Source organism: Occallatibacter riparius (assembly GCF_025264625.1).
Taxonomy (GTDB): Bacteria; Acidobacteriota; Terriglobia; order Terriglobales; family Acidobacteriaceae; genus Telmatobacter; species Telmatobacter riparius.
Map to the genome: position 1 here is coordinate 5767217 of NZ_CP093313.1, position 19707 is coordinate 5786923.

General features: G+C 60.9%; 14 protein-coding genes. 8 read left to right on the forward strand and 6 right to left on the reverse strand.

All coding sequences use genetic code 11. The annotated features are described in order from the left end of the window. Window positions 1–56: 56 nt before the first annotated feature. Entirely contained in the window at window positions 57–1157 is a 1101-nt protein-coding gene (locus MOP44_RS23640) for a VWA domain-containing protein (RefSeq protein WP_260792871.1), read from the reverse strand. A 245-nt stretch (window positions 1158–1402) separates the two neighbouring features. On the opposite strand from MOP44_RS23640, the gene MOP44_RS23645 reads away from it, so the two are divergent. Next, a complete protein-coding gene (locus tag MOP44_RS23645; RefSeq protein ID WP_260792872.1) occupies window positions 1403–3883 on the forward strand; it encodes a PAS domain-containing sensor histidine kinase in 2481 nt (826 codons plus the stop codon). 154 nt (window positions 3884–4037) lie between these two features. Here MOP44_RS23645 and MOP44_RS23650 read toward each other — a convergent pair whose 3' ends face one another. Next, window positions 4038–4742 (reverse strand): hypothetical protein, encoded by a 705-nt coding sequence (locus MOP44_RS23650; protein WP_260792873.1) that lies wholly within the window; start codon window positions 4740–4742, stop codon window positions 4038–4040. A gap of 85 nt (window positions 4743–4827) precedes the next feature. Here MOP44_RS23650 and uvrB point away from each other — a divergent pair, with 85 nt between their 5' ends. Next, window positions 4828–6819, forward strand: coding sequence for an excinuclease ABC subunit UvrB (gene uvrB / locus MOP44_RS23655; RefSeq protein ID WP_260792874.1), 1992 nt, complete (start codon window positions 4828–4830; stop codon window positions 6817–6819). Between the two features lie 103 nt (window positions 6820–6922). After that, window positions 6923–7075: a hypothetical protein gene (locus tag MOP44_RS23660; protein ID WP_260792875.1), complete on the forward strand. Its 153-nt coding sequence runs from the start codon at window positions 6923–6925 to the stop codon at window positions 7073–7075. 117 nt (window positions 7076–7192) lie between these two features. Here MOP44_RS23660 and MOP44_RS23665 read toward each other — a convergent pair whose 3' ends face one another. Beyond that, window positions 7193–8722, reverse strand: a complete 1530-nt coding sequence (locus MOP44_RS23665) for a hypothetical protein (protein WP_260792876.1) — start codon at window positions 8720–8722, stop codon at window positions 7193–7195. Between the two features lie 586 nt (window positions 8723–9308). Here MOP44_RS23665 and MOP44_RS23670 point away from each other — a divergent pair. The 4 genes from MOP44_RS23670 to MOP44_RS23685 all read left to right on the forward strand — a co-directional run bounded on the left by MOP44_RS23670 (window position 9309) and on the right by MOP44_RS23685 (window position 13551). Continuing rightward, window positions 9309–11384, forward strand: coding sequence for a heme lyase CcmF/NrfE family subunit (locus tag MOP44_RS23670; protein WP_260792877.1), 2076 nt, complete (start codon window positions 9309–9311; stop codon window positions 11382–11384). Beyond that, a complete protein-coding gene (locus MOP44_RS23675) occupies window positions 11381–11890 on the forward strand; it encodes a cytochrome c-type biogenesis protein (protein ID WP_260792878.1) in 510 nt (169 codons plus the stop codon). Before MOP44_RS23670 ends, MOP44_RS23675 begins: the two co-directional genes overlap by 4 nt. Before the next feature lie 3 nt (window positions 11891–11893). Further along, complete coding sequence (locus MOP44_RS23680; protein WP_260792879.1) at window positions 11894–12166, forward strand: hypothetical protein; 273 nt, start codon at window positions 11894–11896, stop codon at window positions 12164–12166. Window positions 12167–12267: 101 nt separating this feature from the next. After that, complete coding sequence (locus tag MOP44_RS23685) at window positions 12268–13551, forward strand: carboxypeptidase-like regulatory domain-containing protein (protein ID WP_260792880.1); 1284 nt, start codon at window positions 12268–12270, stop codon at window positions 13549–13551. 84 nt (window positions 13552–13635) lie between these two features. Here the strand turns inward: MOP44_RS23685 and MOP44_RS23690 are convergent, their stop codons facing one another. From MOP44_RS23690 to rpsO, 3 genes are all read right to left on the reverse strand, one after another. Further along, window positions 13636–15471, reverse strand: a complete 1836-nt coding sequence (locus MOP44_RS23690; protein WP_260792881.1) for a sensor histidine kinase — start codon at window positions 15469–15471, stop codon at window positions 13636–13638. Window positions 15472–15806: 335 nt separating this feature from the next. Next, a complete protein-coding gene (gene pnp / locus MOP44_RS23695) occupies window positions 15807–18305 on the reverse strand; it encodes a polyribonucleotide nucleotidyltransferase (RefSeq protein WP_260792882.1) in 2499 nt (832 codons plus the stop codon). A gap of 286 nt (window positions 18306–18591) precedes the next feature. Next, window positions 18592–18858: a 30S ribosomal protein S15 gene (rpsO, locus tag MOP44_RS23700; protein WP_260792883.1), complete on the reverse strand. Its 267-nt coding sequence runs from the start codon at window positions 18856–18858 to the stop codon at window positions 18592–18594. Window positions 18859–19073: 215 nt separating this feature from the next. On the opposite strand from rpsO, the gene MOP44_RS23705 reads away from it, so the two are divergent. Further along, on the forward strand, window positions 19074–19697 hold the full coding sequence (locus tag MOP44_RS23705; protein WP_260792884.1) for a DUF2306 domain-containing protein: 624 nt from the start codon (window positions 19074–19076) through the stop codon (window positions 19695–19697). Window positions 19698–19707 lie beyond the last annotated feature (10 nt).

Here is a 19707-nt window from a genome sequence, read left to right on the forward strand (position 1 = left end):
ACCGGCGCTGTTTTGTTTGCTATTCCCTATTCCCTATTCGCTGTTCCCTGCCCTTCTCACTTCTCCGGCGCGTAGTACCCTTCAGGCGCGGACACCGTCCAGTCTTTGTTGCCGGCGGTCACCGCAATCTTGTGGAATCCGCCGTCTTTGTCTTCCTTGTCCGGCGTGTAGGTCAGCAGATACTGGTTGCGCAGCTCCTCCGAAATGAGCTTGTAGATCGGTTCCAGATCTGACGTGTGCTTGGCCTCGTAGGCGTGGCCGCCTGTGCGGGTCGCGATCTCCTGCATGATCTTCTTGCCGTCGATGCCATTGCCGCTGGTGGGCTCGGGCTGCTTGCGATTGCCGCCACCACCTGGATAGCCGCCTCCGCCGCCCGGGTAGCCTCCGCCTCCGCCAGGATAGCCTCCGCCGCGATGGCTACCGGGATACTCCGCGAATCCGGATTTCTCCTGCTCGCCTTTGAAAAAAATGGTGTAGATGGACAGGCCCGCCTTGTCGGCTGCATCCACCGCGTCGTTCAGCGTTTCCTTGCTGCCACGGTCGCCGCCGTTTGAAAAGATCACCAGCACCTTGCGGCCCTTCTTGTCCTTCATGACTTCATCAGAAGCCAGGTAAATGGCATCGTAGAGCTGGTCGGTCGCGCGCCTGTTCGTGGTGGGAGTCCGCTCGTCCCCGGTGGTCTCCGGGCCGCCGCGATCATCGTGCCGCGTCCCGGTCGAACCCATATCCTCGATCTCCTGGTGAAGCTTGTCGCGCGATGCGGTGAAGTCCTCCAGCAGCTCCACTTCGCGGTCAAAGTGAATGAGAAACGCCTGGTCCTTGCTCCCGTCCGCCGGCAATGCCTGGTCTACAAAGCCGCCGAGAGCTTTGCGCTCGGCCTCCATCGCGCCACCCATAGGGCGGCTCGTATCCACCATCAACCCGATCATGAGCGGCTGGCTTGCCGCATCGCGCGAAAGGCTCTCAATTGTCTGCGGACGCCCGTCCTGGGTCAGAGACAGATCGCTCTTCTGCACGCTCGAGACGATCGCGCCCTTCTTGTCGCGCACTACGACGGGCAGCGTCACCTGCTGTCCACTGGCCTTGGCCTTCGCAGGCGAAGCATCCGGAGCTTGCTGGCTGCGCGCTCCCTGGCAAGCGAAGGCGCCCAGAACCATACCCGCAACAACGAAATGTAATTTTGATCTCACAACACTCGTCCGTAACGACATAGCTTCCATGGTTTAGACGCAAACTGCGAGCCGGAAGTACTTTGCGGGGTAAATTGCCGCAAATCGCTCGCGCCCACAGTCCGTCGTGATCGACGGCATCAAGCCTCGCTCTTCTTGGCCTTAGAGCTTACACCGGATTATTTTCCCTCAACCGCCCGGGCCATGGGAGAATTGGAAAACTCTGCAAGCATATGAGTCATTCCAACTCGTTGAAGCCAACCGCCGGCAGGTTCTCTCCGTGGCTGGCGGCGCTGCTCGGAATCGTCGCAGTTAAAGCCGTCCTGTCCTTTTCCGTCGGGTCGGTGCCCTTCGTCTACTCCTACAGCGGCATCAGCTACCTGCTTCTGCTGGTGCTGGTCGCGGGCTTTTCGATTCGGAACGGAGTTCTGGACACCTTGCGCGGACGGCCTTTCTGGCTCCTGCTGGCAGGGGGTTGCGGGCTGTGGGCCTGCCAACAGTTTCTGGTTCTCTACTACGAACTCATACTGCACATCGATCCTCCCGACACGTCTGTCGCGGACGACGCGCTCTTTCTCCATCTAGCGCCGTTCATGGCGGCGGCGGCCACTCTGCCGAACGTATACGTGCAATCCGACCGGCGCTGGATCTGGAATTCGCTTCTCATCTTCTGCTTCTGGCTGTTCCTGTATGGCTTCGTAGTCGCTCCATATAAGTATTTCGCGGCCACGCCGGGCGCCTATGGCCCTCGCTTTGACAATCTCTACCTGATTGAGAGCCTGGCGACGATCCTGGTTCTGGGCGTGACTTCGTTCCGTGTCACTGCTCCGTGGCGACGCATTTATCTTCATCTGCTCGGCGCTTGCGCTCTGTATGCCGTCAGCTCCACCGCAGCGAACCTAGCCATCGATGCCGGAGGCTATATCAACGGCAAGCTCTACGGTATCGGCCTGCTGGCTTCGGCCTGCTGGCTGGTCTGGGTTCCCGTGTCTGCCCGCATAATTCCCAAGCCCGATACCGATGCGGCCAGGCTCATCAATGAACCAGGTTCGCGTACTTCAGGCTGGGCTCCGTTGGCCGTCGTGATGATCGCCATCCCCATGGTTTGGGAGTCGCTTCACCGCACCGAGGACGTCAATGTACGCAAGCTTCGCCTCATCGTGGCAAGCGCGACGGTTGCGCTGCTGGCCGGAGGTTCGTGGCTGAAGGAGTATTTCGAAAATCGCGAGCTCGCGGCAGAACGCAAGCGCGCCGACCTTGCGCTGCGTGCCAGCGAAGAGAGATTCAGGCTGGCGGCCGAGGCTGGAAGGATGTACGCGGTGGACTGGGATGCCGCAACCGATGCCATGGTTCGCTCCGGCAACGTTCAAGAAGTGGTTGGGGTGAGCGATGAGGAACTAGGCCCGACGCTTCATGGGTTCATGTCGCATGTCCATCCGGACGACCAGGACTGGGTCGCCGCTTCTCTGCGCGAACGAGATCCTGACCATCCCACCAGCCAGATCCAATACCGGTTGGTGCGCCCCGATGGCTCCATCGTCTGGCTGGAACGAACCGATCAGGCGTTCTTCGATTCAGAGCGCAGGCTGGTTCGGATGATGGGCATGCTATCCAATATCACAGAGCGCAAGCAGGCCGAGCACGCGCTGCGAGAAAGCGAAGAGAAATTCCGCAGAGTGTTTCTGGACTCCGGCGTCGGAATGATCATCGTCTCTCGCGAGGGGTGCTTCCTGGCGGCGAATGCCACGTTTTGCGGTGACCTGGGATACACGGAAGAGGAGCTTCTCACGCAGCCATTGCAGTCGATTGTATGCAGTGACGACTGGACCGAACTCCTAGCCAGACTGGAGGAAGCAATCGACGTGCGACGCGGCTTCCGCAGAGAGGAGGTCCGATGCCTGCACAAGAGCGGGCGCGTTCTTCACACCGAGTGCAGCGCCTCATGGATCAAGGACAGCGAAGGCCCCGCACAATTCTTTGTCGCTCAGTTGGTGGACATCACGGCACGCAAAGAATCGGAGCAGGCTCTGGCCGCATTCAATGGAAGGCTCATCCAGGCGCAGGAAGAGGAACGCACCCGTATCGCGCGCGAACTGCATGACGACATCAGCCAGCGCGTGGCCCTGCTGGCGATCCGTTTAGGGATGCTCAAGGCGGCACCGGGCGGACTGCCCGATGACATGCTCGATCAGGTTTCGAAGACGCAGCAAGAGACCGCTGAGCTGTCACTCAGCATTCAGCACCTGTCGCACGAGCTGCACTCATCGACGCTGAAGATCGTGGGACTCAGCGCGGCGATTAGGAGCTGGTGCGGCGAGTTCGGCGAGAAGCGCAACCTCGACGTGTCGTTTGTCAGCGAGGACGTGCCGGCCCAGATGCCTGCCGAGGTGTCGCTCCACCTCTATCGAGTGATGCAGGAAGCGCTGAACAACGCAGCGAAGTACAGCGGGAGCAGCAGTTTCGACGTGCGCCTGTGGGGAACTCCGGGGGAAATTCACCTGAGCGTGGCGGATTCCGGGAAGGGCTTTGATGTGCGTGCCGTGGAGAGCGGACGCGGGCTCGGCCTCAAGAGCATGCGGGAACGGATGCGGTTGATCGATGGATCACTTGCGATCGAGTCAGAGTCGGGTTGCGGAACAACGATTCACGCGTGCGTGCCGGTGAAATCAGACGAGCAGGCTGCGACGACGGCATCGCAAAACATAAAGGTTTGAGGAGCGCAGGGGCAAATCGATGAACAAGCTTCCCCGACCCGTTTGGATCGTCGTGATCTCCCTCATCGGACTCGCGGGAATCGTCTGCTTGTACAAGTTTGCCGAGGCTCTGAGGGCATTCCCGTATTCTCAGTGAGCAGCGCATTCAGATTTATTACGACCGCGTCGCTTCGCTCGTAGCTGTACGAAACAGTGGCACGCGTCGGGTGAGGCGCCACGCGCTTTGCAGCTGCCGCCACACAAGGAGGAAGAACCACCAATACCAGGCGAGCATCGCAAACAGCGAAGGAAACGCAGGTGCCTCGCGCATTTCTGGAAACGCCCACGGATGCGGTGCCTGCGTGCACAGCTGCACTAGAAGCCATATGAGTCCCGAGAGGGCCACCAGAGCGACCGAGCAGAGCGTGCAATAAGTAATGAAGCCGCCTGGTTCCTCGTACCACCGCGGGTGACGTCTTAGGGGAAACCCACCAACCAGAAGCCATGTAACCGCAACACAGACGCAGAGCCCCAGGGATGCCTTCTCCTCGACGGAGCGCGAGTGATGGAACCAAGTCTCGCCCGCCATGCCGGCGATCTGCCACCGACCCGGACACGTCATCCTCCAACCAGAGATGGCGATTGCCGGCATGTCCGCGCCAAGGATGAGCGTCCTTGCCGTCGAGAAATTCTCCCAGCCGCCGCATGGGCTGAAGTAGACCGTATTGCCATCGCTCGGCTGTACCACTGGCGGTGGCGTCACGGGAATGCTCTCCCGTTCGCGGAGCCACTGCCAGATATGGGATTCTTCCCAGACGACGCACGGGATCGCCACCGCCAGATGAATTGCAGCCAGCAATAATCCCCGCCGCCAGTTCATGGCTTAAGAGCTTACACCTCAGCAGATTCGCGCAAGCCGCAGCTTCGCTCCATCTTCGCCTTCCGGACGCGGCTATAATCCCTCCATGGACTTTCAGCTCGTCACCCAATACAAACCCAGAGGCGACCAGCCGAGGGCCATTGAAGAGCTCGTGTCAGGCTTGGCTGCCGGTGAAAAGCACCAGGTTCTGCTGGGCGTTACGGGCTCCGGCAAGACCTTCACCATGGCCAAGGTGATTGAGCAGGTGAACCGGCCGGCGCTGATCCTGGCGCACAATAAGACGCTCGCCGCCCAGCTCTACCACGAGTTCAAACAGTTCTTTCCCAACAACGCGGTCGAATACTTCGTCAGCTATTACGACTACTACCAGCCCGAAGCTTACATTCCCGCCGGCGACCTATATATCGAAAAGGAAGCCACTATAAATGAGGAACTTGACAAGCTTCGTTTAAGTGCTACGCGAAGCCTTTTCGAGCGCCGCGACGCCATCATCATCAGCTCGGTTTCGTGCATCTACGGCCTCGGTTCGCCGGAGGCTTACTACGGAATGCTGCTGCTGCTCGAGAAGGGACAGAAGATCGCGCGCAAGGACATTACGCGACGACTGGTGGAGATTCTGTACGAGCGGAACGATGCCGACTTCCGGCGCGGTACCTTTAGGGTGCGCGGGGACGTGATCGAGGTGTTCCCTACTTACGACGAGAATGCTTATCGCATTGAGCTGTTCGGGGATGAGATCGAGTCGCTGGCTCAGATTGATCCGCTGTTCGGGACGGTAAAGCAGAAGTATTCGCGACTGCCGATTTATCCGAAGAGCCACTACGTGGTGCAGCCGGAGCGGAAGGCGCAGGCGATCCAGTCGATTGTGGAAGAACTGACGGAGTGGACGGCGGTGCTGGAGTCGCAGGGGCGCATGGTGGAGTCGCAACGCGTGAACCAGCGCACGCGGTTCGACTTGGAAATGATCAAGTCGATGGGCTACTGTCACGGCATTGAGAACTACTCGAGGCACTTCTCGGGCAGGCTGCCGGGTGAAGCGCCGCCTACATTGCTGGACTACTTTCCGCGGGATTATCTGGTGTTTGTGGACGAGAGCCACGCGACGATTCCGCAGGTGCATGGGATGTGGTACGGGGACCAGAGCCGGAAGCAGAACCTAGTGGACTATGGGTTCCGGCTGCCGTCGGCGCGCGACAACCGGCCGCTGAAATTCGAGGAGTTCGAGAACCGGGTGCACCAGACGATTTACGTGTCGGCGACGCCGGGGCCGTATGAGCTGACGAGGTCGGCGGGGGTAGTTGTGGAGCAGGTGATCCGTCCGACGGGGCTGATCGATCCCGAGGTGGAGATCCGGCCGGTGAAGGGGCAGATCGACGATCTGCTGGCGGAGATTCGGGATCGCGCGAAGCGGAACGAGCGGGTGCTGGTGACGACGCTAACCAAGCGGATGGCTGAGGACCTGGCGGGCTACTACACCGAGGTGGGCGTGCGGTGCCGGTATATGCACTCGGAGATTGAAACGCTGGAGCGAGTGAAGCTGCTGCAGGGACTGCGGAAGGGCGAGTTCGATGTTCTAATCGGCATTAACCTTTTGCGGGAAGGCCTTGATTTACCAGAGGTTTCGCTCGTCGCGATTCTGGATGCAGACAAGGAAGGATTCCTGCGGTCGTCGGGGTCGCTGATTCAGACGATTGGGAGGGCGGCGCGGCACGTCGAAGGGCGGGCGCTCCTTTATGCGGACCGGATGACGGACTCGATGAAGCGGGCGATCGGGGAGACCGACCGCCGGCGCGATATTCAGCGGGCTTACAACGAGGAGAACGGGATCACGCCGCAGTCGGTGATCAGCACGATGGAGATGGGGCTGGCGCAGATCCTCAAGGCCGATTATGGCGACATCAGCGAAGAGGAAACTGCGGGCGTGCCGGAGTTTACCTCACAGGCGGATGTGGACCAGTTCATCGCCAAACTGGAGACGGAGATGCGGGAGTCGGCGAAGAAGTTCGAGTTTGAGAAGGCGGCGAAGCTGCGGGATCAGATTAAGGATCTGCGGGACAAGGAGTTCCTTTTCGGCTGATTCTTGTTTAACTCATTCAAAAAAACAGCTTACTATTGCGGGCCAGCTGCATAAGTCGGGACGGACGCTGCTGCTTTGCGGGGCGCGGGAACAGCTGGCAGAGTTGCTGGCGGGGTCGGAGTTTACGCAGCAGGTGGGCCGGGAGAACATCCTGCCGAATGTGGAGGCCGCGCTTAAACGGGCGCGGGAGATTACGGCGGCATTCAGCGGGATTGGGCCGGAGGTGGCTGCGGTACAGGAGCGAATGTCGCTGTGAACTAGCGGAGTCATCCGTATTGAGCCGCTTCCCTGCCCGGCCCCCAAAGGCGAGGGACCGGGGGCACCCGCAAAGGGAAAGGAAAAGCCCTCGCATTGCGCGAGGGCTTTTCCGTGTTTATTTCCTGGGGGCAAAGGCTACGCCGCGCAGGACTTCTCCGGAGGCGGCGGTGCGGATGACTGTGAACTGGCCGAGGCCACCTTCGGTGGGCAGCGTGGTCGCCTTGAGGAGGTCGATCACCTTGACGAGTTTGTTGGGATCGGCGCCCTGGTCGCCGCTGGCGCTGACGGTGGAGGTGACGGCGTAGAGTTCCACGGTTCCCTGCCCATTGACTTTGCCGGTGAGGTTACGGCAGCCGGCTGTGGCGGGGCTGGGATAGTTCGACACTGCGTAGGGAACGCCGAGGTCGAGACCGGCCTGGAGCGTGTAGAGAAGGTGCCAGATTCCGTCGGTCTTCGTCCACTTCTGGATACCTCCGGAGCCGGTTGCGGCGTCTGCGGCGACTCCGTCGCCTTCATCGCAGACATAGAGCGTGTTTGCGTTGGCGAAGAAGATTCCGAAGGGGAACATGACGGGGGCAGGGTTGCCATTCTGATCGACGCCGCTGGCCAGCGAGGTGGGAAAGCCCGGAAGGATGGTAATAGGCAGCGCTGCAAGCTCGGCCGGCGTGCCACTGGGAAGGGTGCCGGCATTGCCGACCTGATAGACGGTATTGATGCCGTTGCCGCCGCTCCCCTTGGTCACGTACATGGTGTTGTTGAAGATGGTCAGGCCGCGGAAGTTGTTGTCTTTGCCGGGCTTGTCAGGTGTGGAGTAGCCGACCTGCGTGGTCTCGAAATCGCCAATCATGGCGATGCTTGGCGGTACCGGGGGCGTCTGGCCGGGAATGAGCAACTCGGCGCCCGTGGACCTGACCAGGTTGCGACCGACCTGCGTGGTGGGGAGCTGGGACTTCGAGAGCCCGCCGTTGTTGTTGTTGCCGGTGAGGTAGTAAGTGCCGTTCGCCTTGAAAGCGGCGCGGCCGTTATTGCCGCTGTAGGCATTTCCGTTGGTGTACTGGATGTGGCCATTGGCGTCTACTTCAGCGACCGAGCGGTAGTACTGAGAGTTGACAGGATTGGTGGGGTCGATGACGCCGGGAGTGTTGGAATTGGACACGTCGAGCTGGTTGGGAGCGGTGAGGAAACCAGTGGCGCCGCGATAGCCAACAAAGGTGATCGACTTGCCGTCGTCTGACAGGTTCAGCGAGAGCTCGGACTTGGAGCTGAAGCTCGTCACGATCTGGTCGCTGGGGATAGCAAGTGTATTGAAGAGCTTGCCTTCCGTGGAGATGTTGTCGAGAAAGATCGGCGAGGTGACGCCAAAGGCTCCGTCGGGGCCGTCGTTGTTGAAGACGGTGGGGTAGGAGCCATCAGCGGTCGCGGTGGCGCAGGTTACGGTGACGCTGGTTGTGCCGCCTCCGATTTTGGGCAGAGTCACTTTGCCGGGAACGCAGTTCGGCGGGAGCGTCTGGCCCACGGTAACCGTGGAGGCATCGCCCGTGTACACACTGCGGCTGACGACCAACGAGTTGGGGTGAAATCCCTGGGCTAACACGGTGGGTACCGTGGCCATTGCCAAGGCACATGAAATCAGAGTCTTCTGCATTTGATCGGCCTCCTTGAAGACAGCCTGAAAGCTAACATTCGCGGGGAGGCGGCGTTCTTACTGAATGATGAAAGGTGGGTGAAAAACTTGCGGAGGGCTCTGGAGATCGAGTGCGAGGTGTGAATCCGTATTTGCGGTTTCCCGCCCTTTCGCCAGAAGCCACGAAAGGACGGGGCACGGGTGGTTCGTGGTGGAGCAGTGTCCAAAAAGCGGGTTCTTCGCTGCGCTCAGAATGACAAATCTGTGCGGGAGCGAGCGGGACTACAAGAGTTTGCAGTTGAAAAGTTTGCGAGATGGTGGGACGTTCTGAGGGGTCGATCTATGGTGTGAGGCATATCACATGCGGAACGCCTAAGATAAGGAAGAATGAAGACGCTGGCCTGTCCCCATCCGCGTCTTCAGGAATGCAGCGGGCCGGAAGCCAGGGAGGCGATACGGCGCGATGCAGGGTGCGCCGGGTTCCCTTCCCGGCCGCCGGTACGTCGAATCCCTGAAGACACTGAGCAGAGTCTGCTTGCGGGTCGGTTTAGGGGTCGTTGGGGTTGTCCAGCCTGCGAGAATGGACAGAGATAGCTTTGGAGCTCTCATGGCAACATTCGGAAGTTTTGCCCTCATAATTGCGCTGGCGCTGGCTGCCTATAATCTGTTTGCCGGGGCCGTATCGCTGCGCTTACTGGCTACGGGCCAGGCCGCGCGGGTAGCTCCGGAGCGTCTGGCAGACACCGCCCGCCGCGCCGGGATCGCCGGGTTTGTAGCCGTCACGGCCGCCGCGTTTGCGCTGGTGTTTGCCGCGCTGACCAACGATTTCTCCATCACGTACATCATGGAGCACTCGAACCGCGCGCTGCCGTGGCCTTATAAGTTTGCGGCTCTGTGGAGCGGGCAGGAGGGGTCGCTGCTGCTGTGGGCGTGGCTGCTGGGGATCTACGGATTCGTACTGCGGCTGCGACACAAGACGGACGTGAAGCTGTTTGCGTATGCCGGGACGATTCTGGCGGGCATTCAGCTGTTCTTCCTGGCGATATTGAATTTTGCGGCACCGCCGTTTTCGGTGCTGAAGGGCGGGATTCCGGAAGACGGCAACGGGTTGAATCCGCTGCTGCAGTATCCGGAGATGGTGATCCATCCGCCGATGCTGTATCTGGGCTACGTGGGCTTCGCGGTGCCGTTCGCGTTCGGACTGGGCGCGCTGATGATGCGCTATCCCGGCGAGAAGTGGATCAAGATTACGCGCGTGTGGACGCTGGTGAGTTGGCTGTTCCTGTCGTGCGGAATCTTTCTTGGCATGCACTGGGCGTACGCGGTGCTGGGCTGGGGCGGCTACTGGGGATGGGACCCGGTGGAGAATGCAAGCTTTATGCCGTGGCTGACGGGCACGGCCTTCCTGCACTCGGTGATGATGCAGGAGAAGCGCGGCATGATGAAGAGCTGGAACGTGTGGCTGATCTTCTCGACCTTCATGCTGACGCTGCTTGGCACGCTGCTGACGCGCGCGGGACTGGTGAGTTCAGTGCACGCGTTTGCGCAGTCGTCGATCGGGACTTGGTTCTACGTCTTCATGGTGATTGTGCTGGCGGTGTGCATCTTCGCTTACATTCTGCAGCGCAGCCATTTGAAGACGGACAATCACCTCGAGTCGCTGGTGAGCCGCGAGTCTAGCTTCCTGTTCAACAATCTTGTGCTGCTGGTTGCGTGCTTCGTGATCCTGTGGGGAACGCTGTTCCCGATCCTGAGCGAGTATGTGCAGGGCACGAAGGTGACGGTGGGCGCGCCGTTCTATAACGCAGTGGCGGTGCCGATTGGGTTGTTCCTGCTGTTCCTGACGGGTGTGGGTCCGCTGCTGCCGTGGCGGGCCGCCTCGATGAGGGCGATCAAAAAGAACTTCATTGTTCCAGTGATTGCACTGTGGGCGACGGTGATTGTGTGCATGGTGGGCGGAGCGCGGCCCTGGGACGATACGGGGTTTGTGCAAGGCAAGTTCTACGCGCTGGTGGGATTCGCATTGTCGGCCGCTGTGATGGTGGCGATCCTGAGTGAGTTCTATCGCGGGGCGCGGGTGATTGCGAAGCAGACAGGGAAGAACCTAGTGGCTGCGACGTATCTGCTGAGCCGGAGGAATACGCGGCGGTACGGCGGATACCTGGTGCACATCGGACTGGTGATCATCATCGTGGGTCTGTGCGGCGCGGCGTTCAACAAGAACGTTGAGAAAGAAATGGGCCTGCACGACAAGATGGAGATCGGGCCGTATGTACTGGAGGGCCTGGGGTTCAGCCAGGATTCGAACCTGAACTATGACTCGGAATTCGCCACCCTGGATGTGCAGAAGGGCGGCAAGAGCGTATTCCAGTTGAGCCCCGAGAAGCGCGTGTATCACGCGAGCCAACAGCCTCAGACGATGGTGGCGATTCACTCGAATCCGTTTTGGGATTTGTATGTGGTGTATGAGGGCGTGAATCCTGGGACGGGACAGCCGATCATCAAGGCATTCTTGAATCCGCTGGTGGGATGGATCTGGGGCGGATTTGCGCTGCTTGTGTTCGGAACGCTGTTCGCGATTGTTCCTCCGCTTACTCCTGCGACGGCCGCGCTGAAGGTTCCGGCGAGAGCAGCCACTGCTGAACCCGCGGTTGCCGGGTCGGCGCAGGGAGGCCGGGGATGAAGGCGCTGGGCCGGACAAGTTTCTGGATGAAAGGCGCCCAGGCGCTGCTGCTTGCAGTGGCAGTGTGCTTTGCGCTGGGCGCGAGCGATGCGGGATCGCGGTTCACGGACCTGGGGCACAGGCTGATGTGCACGTGCGGCTGCTCGCAGATGCTGGGCGAGTGCAACCACGTGGGGTGCCCTGAGAGTGACCGCATGCGTGGCGAACTGCGCGACGATATCGCTTCGAATATGGGCGACCAGGAGATTCTGAACGCGTTCTCGTCAAAGTATGGCGTGACGGTGCTGGCCGCGCCGACGACGCATGGATTCAACCTGGTGGCGTGGATTGCGCCGTTCGCGGTGCTGCTGGCTGCGACGTTCGGCGTGGTTCTGCTGGTGCGCCACTGGACCGTAGGCAAGACTGCCCTAGCCGGGGTGCCGGGCGGGACGGAAACGATTACCCCTGAAATGGCGGCGCTGCGCGAGAAGATTCGCCGCGAGACCGGCGCGGATGGAGGGTTTTAAGCCATGACACAGACCATGGGCCTTTTGATGGGCTGCATTCTGCTGATCGCACTGTTTCTGTATACGTTCTGGCCGGAGAACGGCTTTGCAGGCCAGACCGACAAGACCCGGCTGGAGTATCTGCTGGAGCGGAAGGAACAGCTCTATGAGAATCTCCGCGATCTGAATTTCGAGTTTCGCGCCGGCAAGTATCCTGAAGAGGATTACCAGGAACAGAGGACAGTGCTGGAACGCGAGACGGCTACGCTGCTGGCGGAGATTGAGCATTTGTCTTAAAGACAGCGGAGCTAGCGGGGTTAGCGGTGCTCGCGGCGCTAGTCACTCATTGAAGCGCGAAGTCTCATCAACACAGAAGAAACCAGGACTCACACAAACACATGAGATCGAAGAACCTTAAGCTTACCTCTGCCGTATTCTGCTCATTTCTCCTCGGCACGACGGCGTATGCGGCCAGCGTTTCAGGCACGGTGACCAACAAGACAACGGGCAAGCCGTCGGCAGGCGACAAAGTGACGCTGGTTTCGCCGATGAGCGGCATGGCCGAAGTGGCGACGACGAAGACCGATGCGAAGGGGCACTACACACTTCAGGAGCCTGGCGAAGGACGCTACCTGATTCGCGCTGATCACCAGGGATCGGGCTACTTTATTGAACCGCCACCGGGCGCAGGGCCAGGAGACATCGGCGTGTATGATGCGTCGCCGAGCGTGGCGGTCACGGTGGAAGACCAGATCTTCAACCTTGAAGCGCCGAACCCAAAGCAGCTCGACGTGACGGAACAGTACATTGTGCACAACAACAGCTCGCCGAAGATGACGAAGTCGGGCGACAGCACGTTTGTGTTTTCGTTGCCGAAGGGTGCGGTGGTCGATATGGCCGAGGCCACGCGGCCGAGCGGACTGCCGACGATGGCGCAGCCCAAGGAGCTGGGTTCGAGCGGGCATTACGCATTCAGCACGCCGATTGAGCCCGACCAGGGACCGGACAAGATGACGGTCTTCCAGGTGCACTACCACATTCCGTACACGGGCAAGTACACGTTCAAGCCTTCGGTGCTGATGCCCACGGCGAATCTGGCGGTGCAGTTGCCAAAGAGCATGACGTTCACGCCGGGATCGGGTGCGGCGTACCAGCCGATTCCGCAGGATCCTTCGCTGCAGACGTATCTGCTGAAGAATGCGCAGCCGGGCGGGTCGTTCGAGTTTACCGTTGCGGGAACTGGGTCGATGCCGCGCGAGCAGCAGCAGGGCGGTGGTCAGCAGGAAGCTGCGCAGGGTGGTCAGCCTGCGGGTGGCCCAGGTGGCGGTATCGGCGAGCCGATTAACCAGCCTGATCCGCTGACGAAGTACAAGTGGTGGATTTTGGGCGGGCTGGGGCTGATTCTGGCGGCAGCGGCGGCGTTCCTGCTGCGCAAGCCGGCGCTTCCCGCTGGTGCCGTGGCCGGAACTGCGCCCGTGGCGCCGCATCTGCCGGCGGCCGCGCATGCGCCTGCCCACGTGGCGAGCCCGGCGGGAAGAAACGGCGCGCTGCTGGCGGCGTTGAAGGAAGAGCTGTTCTCAATTGAGAGCGAGAAGATTGCCGGGACGCTGAGCGCGTCGGACTATGCCGAGCAGAAGGCGGCGCTGGAGATCGTGCTCAAGAGGGCGCTGAAGAAGTCGTAGGCACCTGCGGTGCGGCCAACTGCGCCTTCGGCGCCAACCACGGAACGCTCGCCTTCATGGCGGGCGTTTCTATTTGCGTTGGAACTAAACGTTGGCGGGAGCGGTCGGCATCTCGGGCATACGCCAGACTTGTTCAAGAACGACGGGGACGGTTGCGCGGAGGGTGGTGCCGCGGTCGATGACGGACTGGATGCTGAGGCCGCCGTTCACGAGCTTGAGCCTCTCGCGCATGCTGATAATGCCGAGGCCAGCGGCTTTGTCCACGTTCGTTATGTCGAAGCCGATGCCTGAGTCTTGAATGGTTAGCTGAATCTCGGTGTCTGTGCCGACCAGAGAGAGCTCGACGTTGCGCGCATTGCTGTGCTTGAGGATGTTCTTGAGCGCTTCCTGACTGACGCGGAAGAGGCAGAGGCGGATGTCGTAGGCGACATTGCGCGGGATATTCTCGGAATGGAACTCGATATCGATGCCGAGGCGTTCCCCCATTTCCTTGCACAGACGCCGGGTGGCAACGACGAGCCCGAAGTGCTCGAGGCTGCTGGAGTGCAGGCGGTGGGATAGCGACTGGAGGTCGAAGGCCAGCTCGCGAACGTGGTCGAGGACCTTGCCGGCTCCCTGGAGTTCCATGGAGATGACAGCGAGGCGCTGGCCAAAGTCGTCGTGCAGTTCGCGCGCGATGCGGAGGCGCTCTTCTTCCTGCGCCTGCAGCAGCCTGCGGCCGAAGGTGGAAAGGGCTTCTTCCATTGTTTTTCGGTCGGTGATGTCAAGGCAGGACCCGATGTAGCCGGCGAACTCTCCGTCGGAGCTGTAGCGCGGAACGCCCGTGTCGTAGATCCAGCGATACTCACCGTCATGGCGGCGGAAGCGCATTTCCTGGTGATAGAGCTCGCGTTTGGCAGCGGCCGCTTTGAACACCTCCAAACAGCGCTCCCGATCAGCGGGATGGATGGTCTCGGCCCAGCCGTCGCCTAACTGCCGCTCAAGCGGAACGCCAGTGAAGTCGACCCACGATTTGCTCAGATAGGTGCTCATAGCGTGTGGATCGGTCATCCAGATCATCACTGGAGCTACCTCGGCAACTTCGCGGTATTTCTCTTCGCCGCGGCGGCGCTCCAGCTCGGCGAGGTAACGATCAGTGAGGTCGACGAAGGTGACGACGCTGCGATTCCCTACGAACGAAACGCTGAATTCGATGTACTTCTGCGAGCCGTCTTTGCACCGGACCAGCGCCTCGAACGGCTCAAAGCTTTCGGACCTCTCGATGGCTCTCTTGAGACGGGCTTCCCACCGCTCCTTCATCGTCTGCCGATAGCCTTCATCCGGATAAGCGAGCGCCCACCAATGCCCCACGTCGGGGACATCTTCCCGGGTGTATCCGAAGAGCTCAGTAAATCTGCGATTGAGCATCTCGCATTTTTGTTCGGGCAGGCTTGTAACGACCATGGCCACCGGGCAGTGAAGAACAAGGTTCCGGTTGAAGGCTTCGCTCTGCTCGAGGGCGCGGCGAGCGTTGACTCGCTCGGTGATGTCGCGGAGAAGGATGCCGAAGAGTATAGCGCCTTCCACCTGCGTGCGCGTGATGGTGGCTTCGAAGGGGAACTCTTCGCCGTTGGTGCGAAGGCCCCAGAGCTGGTCTTCGGGGCCCATGGGCTGGGAGGTAGCACCGCTGTCAGCGAACGACTTCGCATGGCTGCATTGGATTTGGCGGAATCGCTCCGCTAAGAGCATGTCGACGGAGCTTCCCAGAACCTCGCTCGCGCGATATCCGAAGACCCGCTCGGCGGCGGGGTTGAAGAGCACAATCTTCCACTGCTCGTTGAAGGTGATGATGGCGTCCATAGAGGACGCTACGAAATCGCCTGCACGCTGCTGGATTCCAGGTATGTCGAAATTCGAACCGCCGTCACCGTGGTTCTCCACCAGGGTCTCTCCTCGTGTGCTCGTCCGACCTGGGAAGCAGCCTCTCGAACACTAACTATAGGCTTCTGCCGTGGCTTTCAGTCTGTATGCAGACTGGAATACAGCAACTCTTCGCCCAATTGCCGCGACGGGTGAAGTCTTTTGGGGGCCCGGGTATTTCGCATCATTCTAGCTCGAACTGGGATTTTGGCGCGCCTGCACTTGTTGACAGTATCGAAAATGTATCCGGATGTGGTTATGAGGTCAAAGGCCAAAAGAGGTCGTTTCCCACTAGAACAAGAAATGAGGCCCGGAGCGCGTGCTCCGGGCCTCGTGTTTGTGGCTGATTCTAGCGATTAGCCCTGATGACCGCCGCCCTGACCGGGGCGTCCGCCGCGACGACGACGACGACGGCCGCGGTTGTTGGCTCCTGCGCCACCGCCCTGAGGACGGCCGCCGCCGGGCTGCTGGCCGCCGACGGGAGCCGCGGCGCCATCGGCGCGGTTGAAGTTGGGCTCGTTCTCCTCGTCGAACTCCTCGCCGTCTTCTTCGTCGAAGTCTTCTCCGCCCTCGATGAGAATGGTGCTCTGGTTCGAGGTAGGCTGCTTCTCGTCGAACTCATGGCGAGGTTGCTGCGGGCGCTCCTGGCGCTCTGGGCGTTCGCGACGGTCTCCGCGATCTCCACGCTCGGAGCGCTGCGGCTGCTCGGCCTGGGGCTCTTCGCCTTCAGCGGCAGGTGCGCCGGATTGCGCTGCGAGCTTGGCCTTCTGCTCCTTGATGAGGGCCTTGCGGCTGAGCTTGATGCGGTTGCCCTCGATGGCGAGAACCTTCACCATCACCTGATCGCCTTCGCGGAGTTCGTCTTTGACGTCCTTGACGCGGTGCTCGGCGATTTCAGAGATGTGGAGGAGGCCGTCGGTGCCTGGGAAGAGCTCGACGAATGCGCCGAACTCCGCGAGGCGAACGACCTTGCCGAGGTAGACCTTGCCGACTTCAGGCACGGCGGTGATGTCGCTGATCATCGCGAGGGCCTTGTTGAGACCTTCGGCGTCGCTGGAGGCGACGGAGACCTTGCCGGTGTCGTCGACATCGATCTTGGCGCCGGTCTGCTCGACGATGCCACGGATGGTGGCGCCGCCCTTGCCGATCAGGTCGCGGATCTTGTCGGTGGGTATCATGACCGTCTCGATGCGCGGAGCGTACTTGGAGCGCTCAGTGCGCGGTCCGCCCAACTCGGCGTCCATCTTGTCGAGCAGGAAGAAGCGGCCGCGGCGCGCCTGATCCATGGCTTCAGAGAGGATCTGACGGGTGAGGCCGCCGATCTTGATGTCCATCTGAAGAGCGGTGATGCCCTTGCGGGTACCTGCCACCTTGAAGTCCATGTCACCGTAGTGGTCTTCGGCGCCGGCGATGTCAGTGAGGATGGCGTAGTCATCGCCTTCCTTGACGAGTCCCATGGCCACACCGGCAACTGCGCCCTTGAGGTTGACGCCAGCGTCAAACAGAGCCAGCGAAGCGCCGCAGACGGACGCCATGGACGAGGAGCCGTTCGACTCGAGGATGTCGGAGACGATGCGGATGGCATACTGCGATTCGTCAGGCAGGACGGCGGAGATGGCGCGCTCGGCGAGTGCGCCGTGGCCCACTTCGCGGCGGCCGACGCCGGTCATACGGCCGGTTTCGCCGACGCTGAACGGCGGGAAGTTGTAGTGGAGCATGAAGGGCTTCTTCATTTCGCCTTCATAGCTCTCCATGCGCTGCGCCTCATCGGGCGTGCCGAGGGTGGCGGTGACGAGCGCCTGGGTTTCGCCGCGGGTGAACAGAGCCGAGCCGTGGGTGCGGGGCAGGACGCTGGTCTCGATGCTGATGGCGCGAATCTCGTCGAAGGCGCGGCGATCGGGACGGATCTTGTCCTTGGTGACCTGCTCGCGGAACGTGCGCTCTCGGAGCAGCTCGTAGTACTCGGAGAGCTTCTTCTTGGCGCCGGTGGTGTCGTCGGCGGGAATTTCCTTGGCGAGCTCATCTTTGATCTGCTTGACGAGGGCGTAGCTCTCGGTCTTGGCGTGGGTCTTGGTGTCGAGGGCGTCCTTGAGGCGGTCGCCGATCTTCGACTGAAGCTCGTTGTAGTAGGCGTCGTCGTGGGCCGGAGGCGTGAAGGAGCGCTTGGTCTTCCCTGCCTTGGAGGCGAGATCTTCGAGAGCGGCAACAATCTTCTTGATCTGCTCGTGGCCAAACTCAATGGCGCCGATCACGACTTCTTCGATCTCTTCCTTGGCGCCGGCTTCAATCATCACGATGCCGTCTTTGTGGCCGACGACCATGATGTTGAGGCTGCTAGTGGAGCGCTCGGCGTAAGTGGGATTGACGATGTATTCGCCGTCGACGCGGCCTACGCGCACAGCACCAACAATGGCGCCGAAGGGGATGTCAGAGAGAGCCAGGGCAGCAGCGGCAGCGTTGATGGCGACGACGTCAGGATCGTTTTCCTTGTCGGCGGAGAAGACGAGGGCGATGACCTGGGTCTCGTTGCGGAAGCCTTCAGGGAAGAGCGGGCGGATGGGGCGGTCGATCTGACGAGAGGTGAGGATTTCCTTCTCGGAGGGGCGCCCTTCGCGCTTGATAAAGCCGCCGGGGATGCGTCCGCCGGCGTAAGTGTACTCGCGGTAGTCGACAGTGAGCGGGAAGAAGTCGATGCCTTCGCGCTGGTCAGGAGAGGCGACGGCGGTGGCGAGAACGACGGTTTCGCCGGCTGTAACCAGGGCAGCGCCACTGGCCTGCTTGGCCATGCGCCCGGTCTCAAATACCAGCCGCTTGCCGCCAGCCAGCTCGACAGCTACTTCATGCTTGGTAGACATAGTGTCCTCTTTTCGTTTGTTCGCTTGGGAAACTTGAGGGCGGCACGACCGCAGAGACGCGGGGCCGCAGAGCCACCATGCAGAAAGACGCCCACTTCGGCGGGCGCGTTGCTATCTGTGAGGTGGCGGATAAAGGTATCGCGGAGAAGCGACAACTGTGCGCAAGCCCTGGCAACAGGAGGAGTTCGCCAGGTTCGGCATGGCCCCAGGCCAATATAGGAGGGGCCATGACCAGCGTGCGGTCTGGGCACTTCCGCGTCAAGATCGGAATCTGGTTTGTTTCCTGTTACTTGCGGATTCCCAGCTTGCCGATCACATCGCGGTAGCGGTCTGTGTCGTGCGTCTTGAGGTAATCCAGAAGACGGCGGCGCTTGCTCACCAGCATCAGAAGGCCACGACGAGAGGCGTGATCCTTCTTGTGGGTCTTGAAGTGCTCGGTCAGCTCTCCGATCCGCTCGCTCAGAATCGCGATCTGGACCTCGGGGGAGCCAGTATCCGTATCGTGGGTGCGGAAACGTTGAATCAGGTCAGTTTTCTTTGCAGTCGCCAGCACGGCGTGTGTTACTCCTCTTACTCTCTTAGTCCACTCTCAAGTGTCTGGATCAGATTATCACGGATGCGAGGTAGAGCGAAACCCGGGAGGAACCCGGGCAGGCGCATGCAAATGCAGGGGTTTGTGAGGATTAAACGAGGAAACCGGGTGAAACGATTACACGGCGCATTGCGTAAGGACTTGATGCGGGAACGCGGCGGGGCCGGAGGTCAGGGGTGAAACGGATTCTGCGGGTCGGATTCTGGGTTTGCACCGCAATTGCGGTGCTGGTAGTAGTGCGCCGACTGATGGCGCTGGGGACAGGGGAAGGGGCGACGTCGCGAGCGCCGGAGCTGGCGAATCTGGACGCGTCGTTTGCGTCTCACATGGCTCTGACGCTGGCGCACATCATCCCCGCACTGCTTTTTGTGCTGATCGTGCCGGTCGTGATGTTCGGGCGGGGGCGGCTTGCCAACGTGCTGGAGCGGGTATTGTATCCGCTGGGTATGATCGTGGGCGTGACGGCCTATGCGATGAGCGCATTCGCGGTGGGTGGATGGGTGGAACGGGCTGCGGTGCTGACATTCAATACGTGGTTCTTGTGGTGCCTGGCGCGGGCGTGGAGGCTGGCTGGTTCCGGCGACGTGGAATTGCAGCGGCGGTGGCTGCTGCGGGGGATCGCTACGCTGCTGGGAATTGCAACGACGCGGCCGGTGATGGGCATGTTCTTCGCGACGAGCCGGTTAACGCACTGGCAGCCGGCGCAGTTCTTCGGATACGCGTTCTGGATCGGGTTTTCGATCAATGTGGTGCTGATTGAAGTGTATGTTCGGCGGCGTGTACATGCCTTCGCAGCATGAGCTGTGTGTG

Bases quoted from the DNA above. Each gene is read 5' to 3' on its own strand.
- MOP44_RS23640 (WP_260792871.1), bottom strand. From the start codon at position 1,157: ATGGTTCTGGGCGCCTTCGCTTGCCAGGGAGCGCGCAGCCAGCAAGCT.
- MOP44_RS23645 (WP_260792872.1), top strand. From the start codon at position 1,403: ATGAGTCATTCCAACTCGTTGAAGCCAACCGCCGGCAGGTTCTCTCCG.
- MOP44_RS23650 (WP_260792873.1), bottom strand. From the start codon at position 4,742: ATGAACTGGCGGCGGGGATTATTGCTGGCTGCAATTCATCTGGCGGTG.
- uvrB (WP_260792874.1), top strand. From the start codon at position 4,828: ATGGACTTTCAGCTCGTCACCCAATACAAACCCAGAGGCGACCAGCCG.
- MOP44_RS23665 (WP_260792876.1), bottom strand. From the start codon at position 8,722: ATGCAGAAGACTCTGATTTCATGTGCCTTGGCAATGGCCACGGTACCC.
- MOP44_RS23670 (WP_260792877.1), top strand. From the start codon at position 9,309: ATGGCAACATTCGGAAGTTTTGCCCTCATAATTGCGCTGGCGCTGGCT.
- MOP44_RS23675 (WP_260792878.1), top strand. From the start codon at position 11,381: ATGAAGGCGCTGGGCCGGACAAGTTTCTGGATGAAAGGCGCCCAGGCG.
- MOP44_RS23680 (WP_260792879.1), top strand. From the start codon at position 11,894: ATGACACAGACCATGGGCCTTTTGATGGGCTGCATTCTGCTGATCGCA.
- MOP44_RS23685 (WP_260792880.1), top strand. From the start codon at position 12,268: ATGAGATCGAAGAACCTTAAGCTTACCTCTGCCGTATTCTGCTCATTT.
- pnp (WP_260792882.1), bottom strand. From the start codon at position 18,305: ATGTCTACCAAGCATGAAGTAGCTGTCGAGCTGGCTGGCGGCAAGCGG.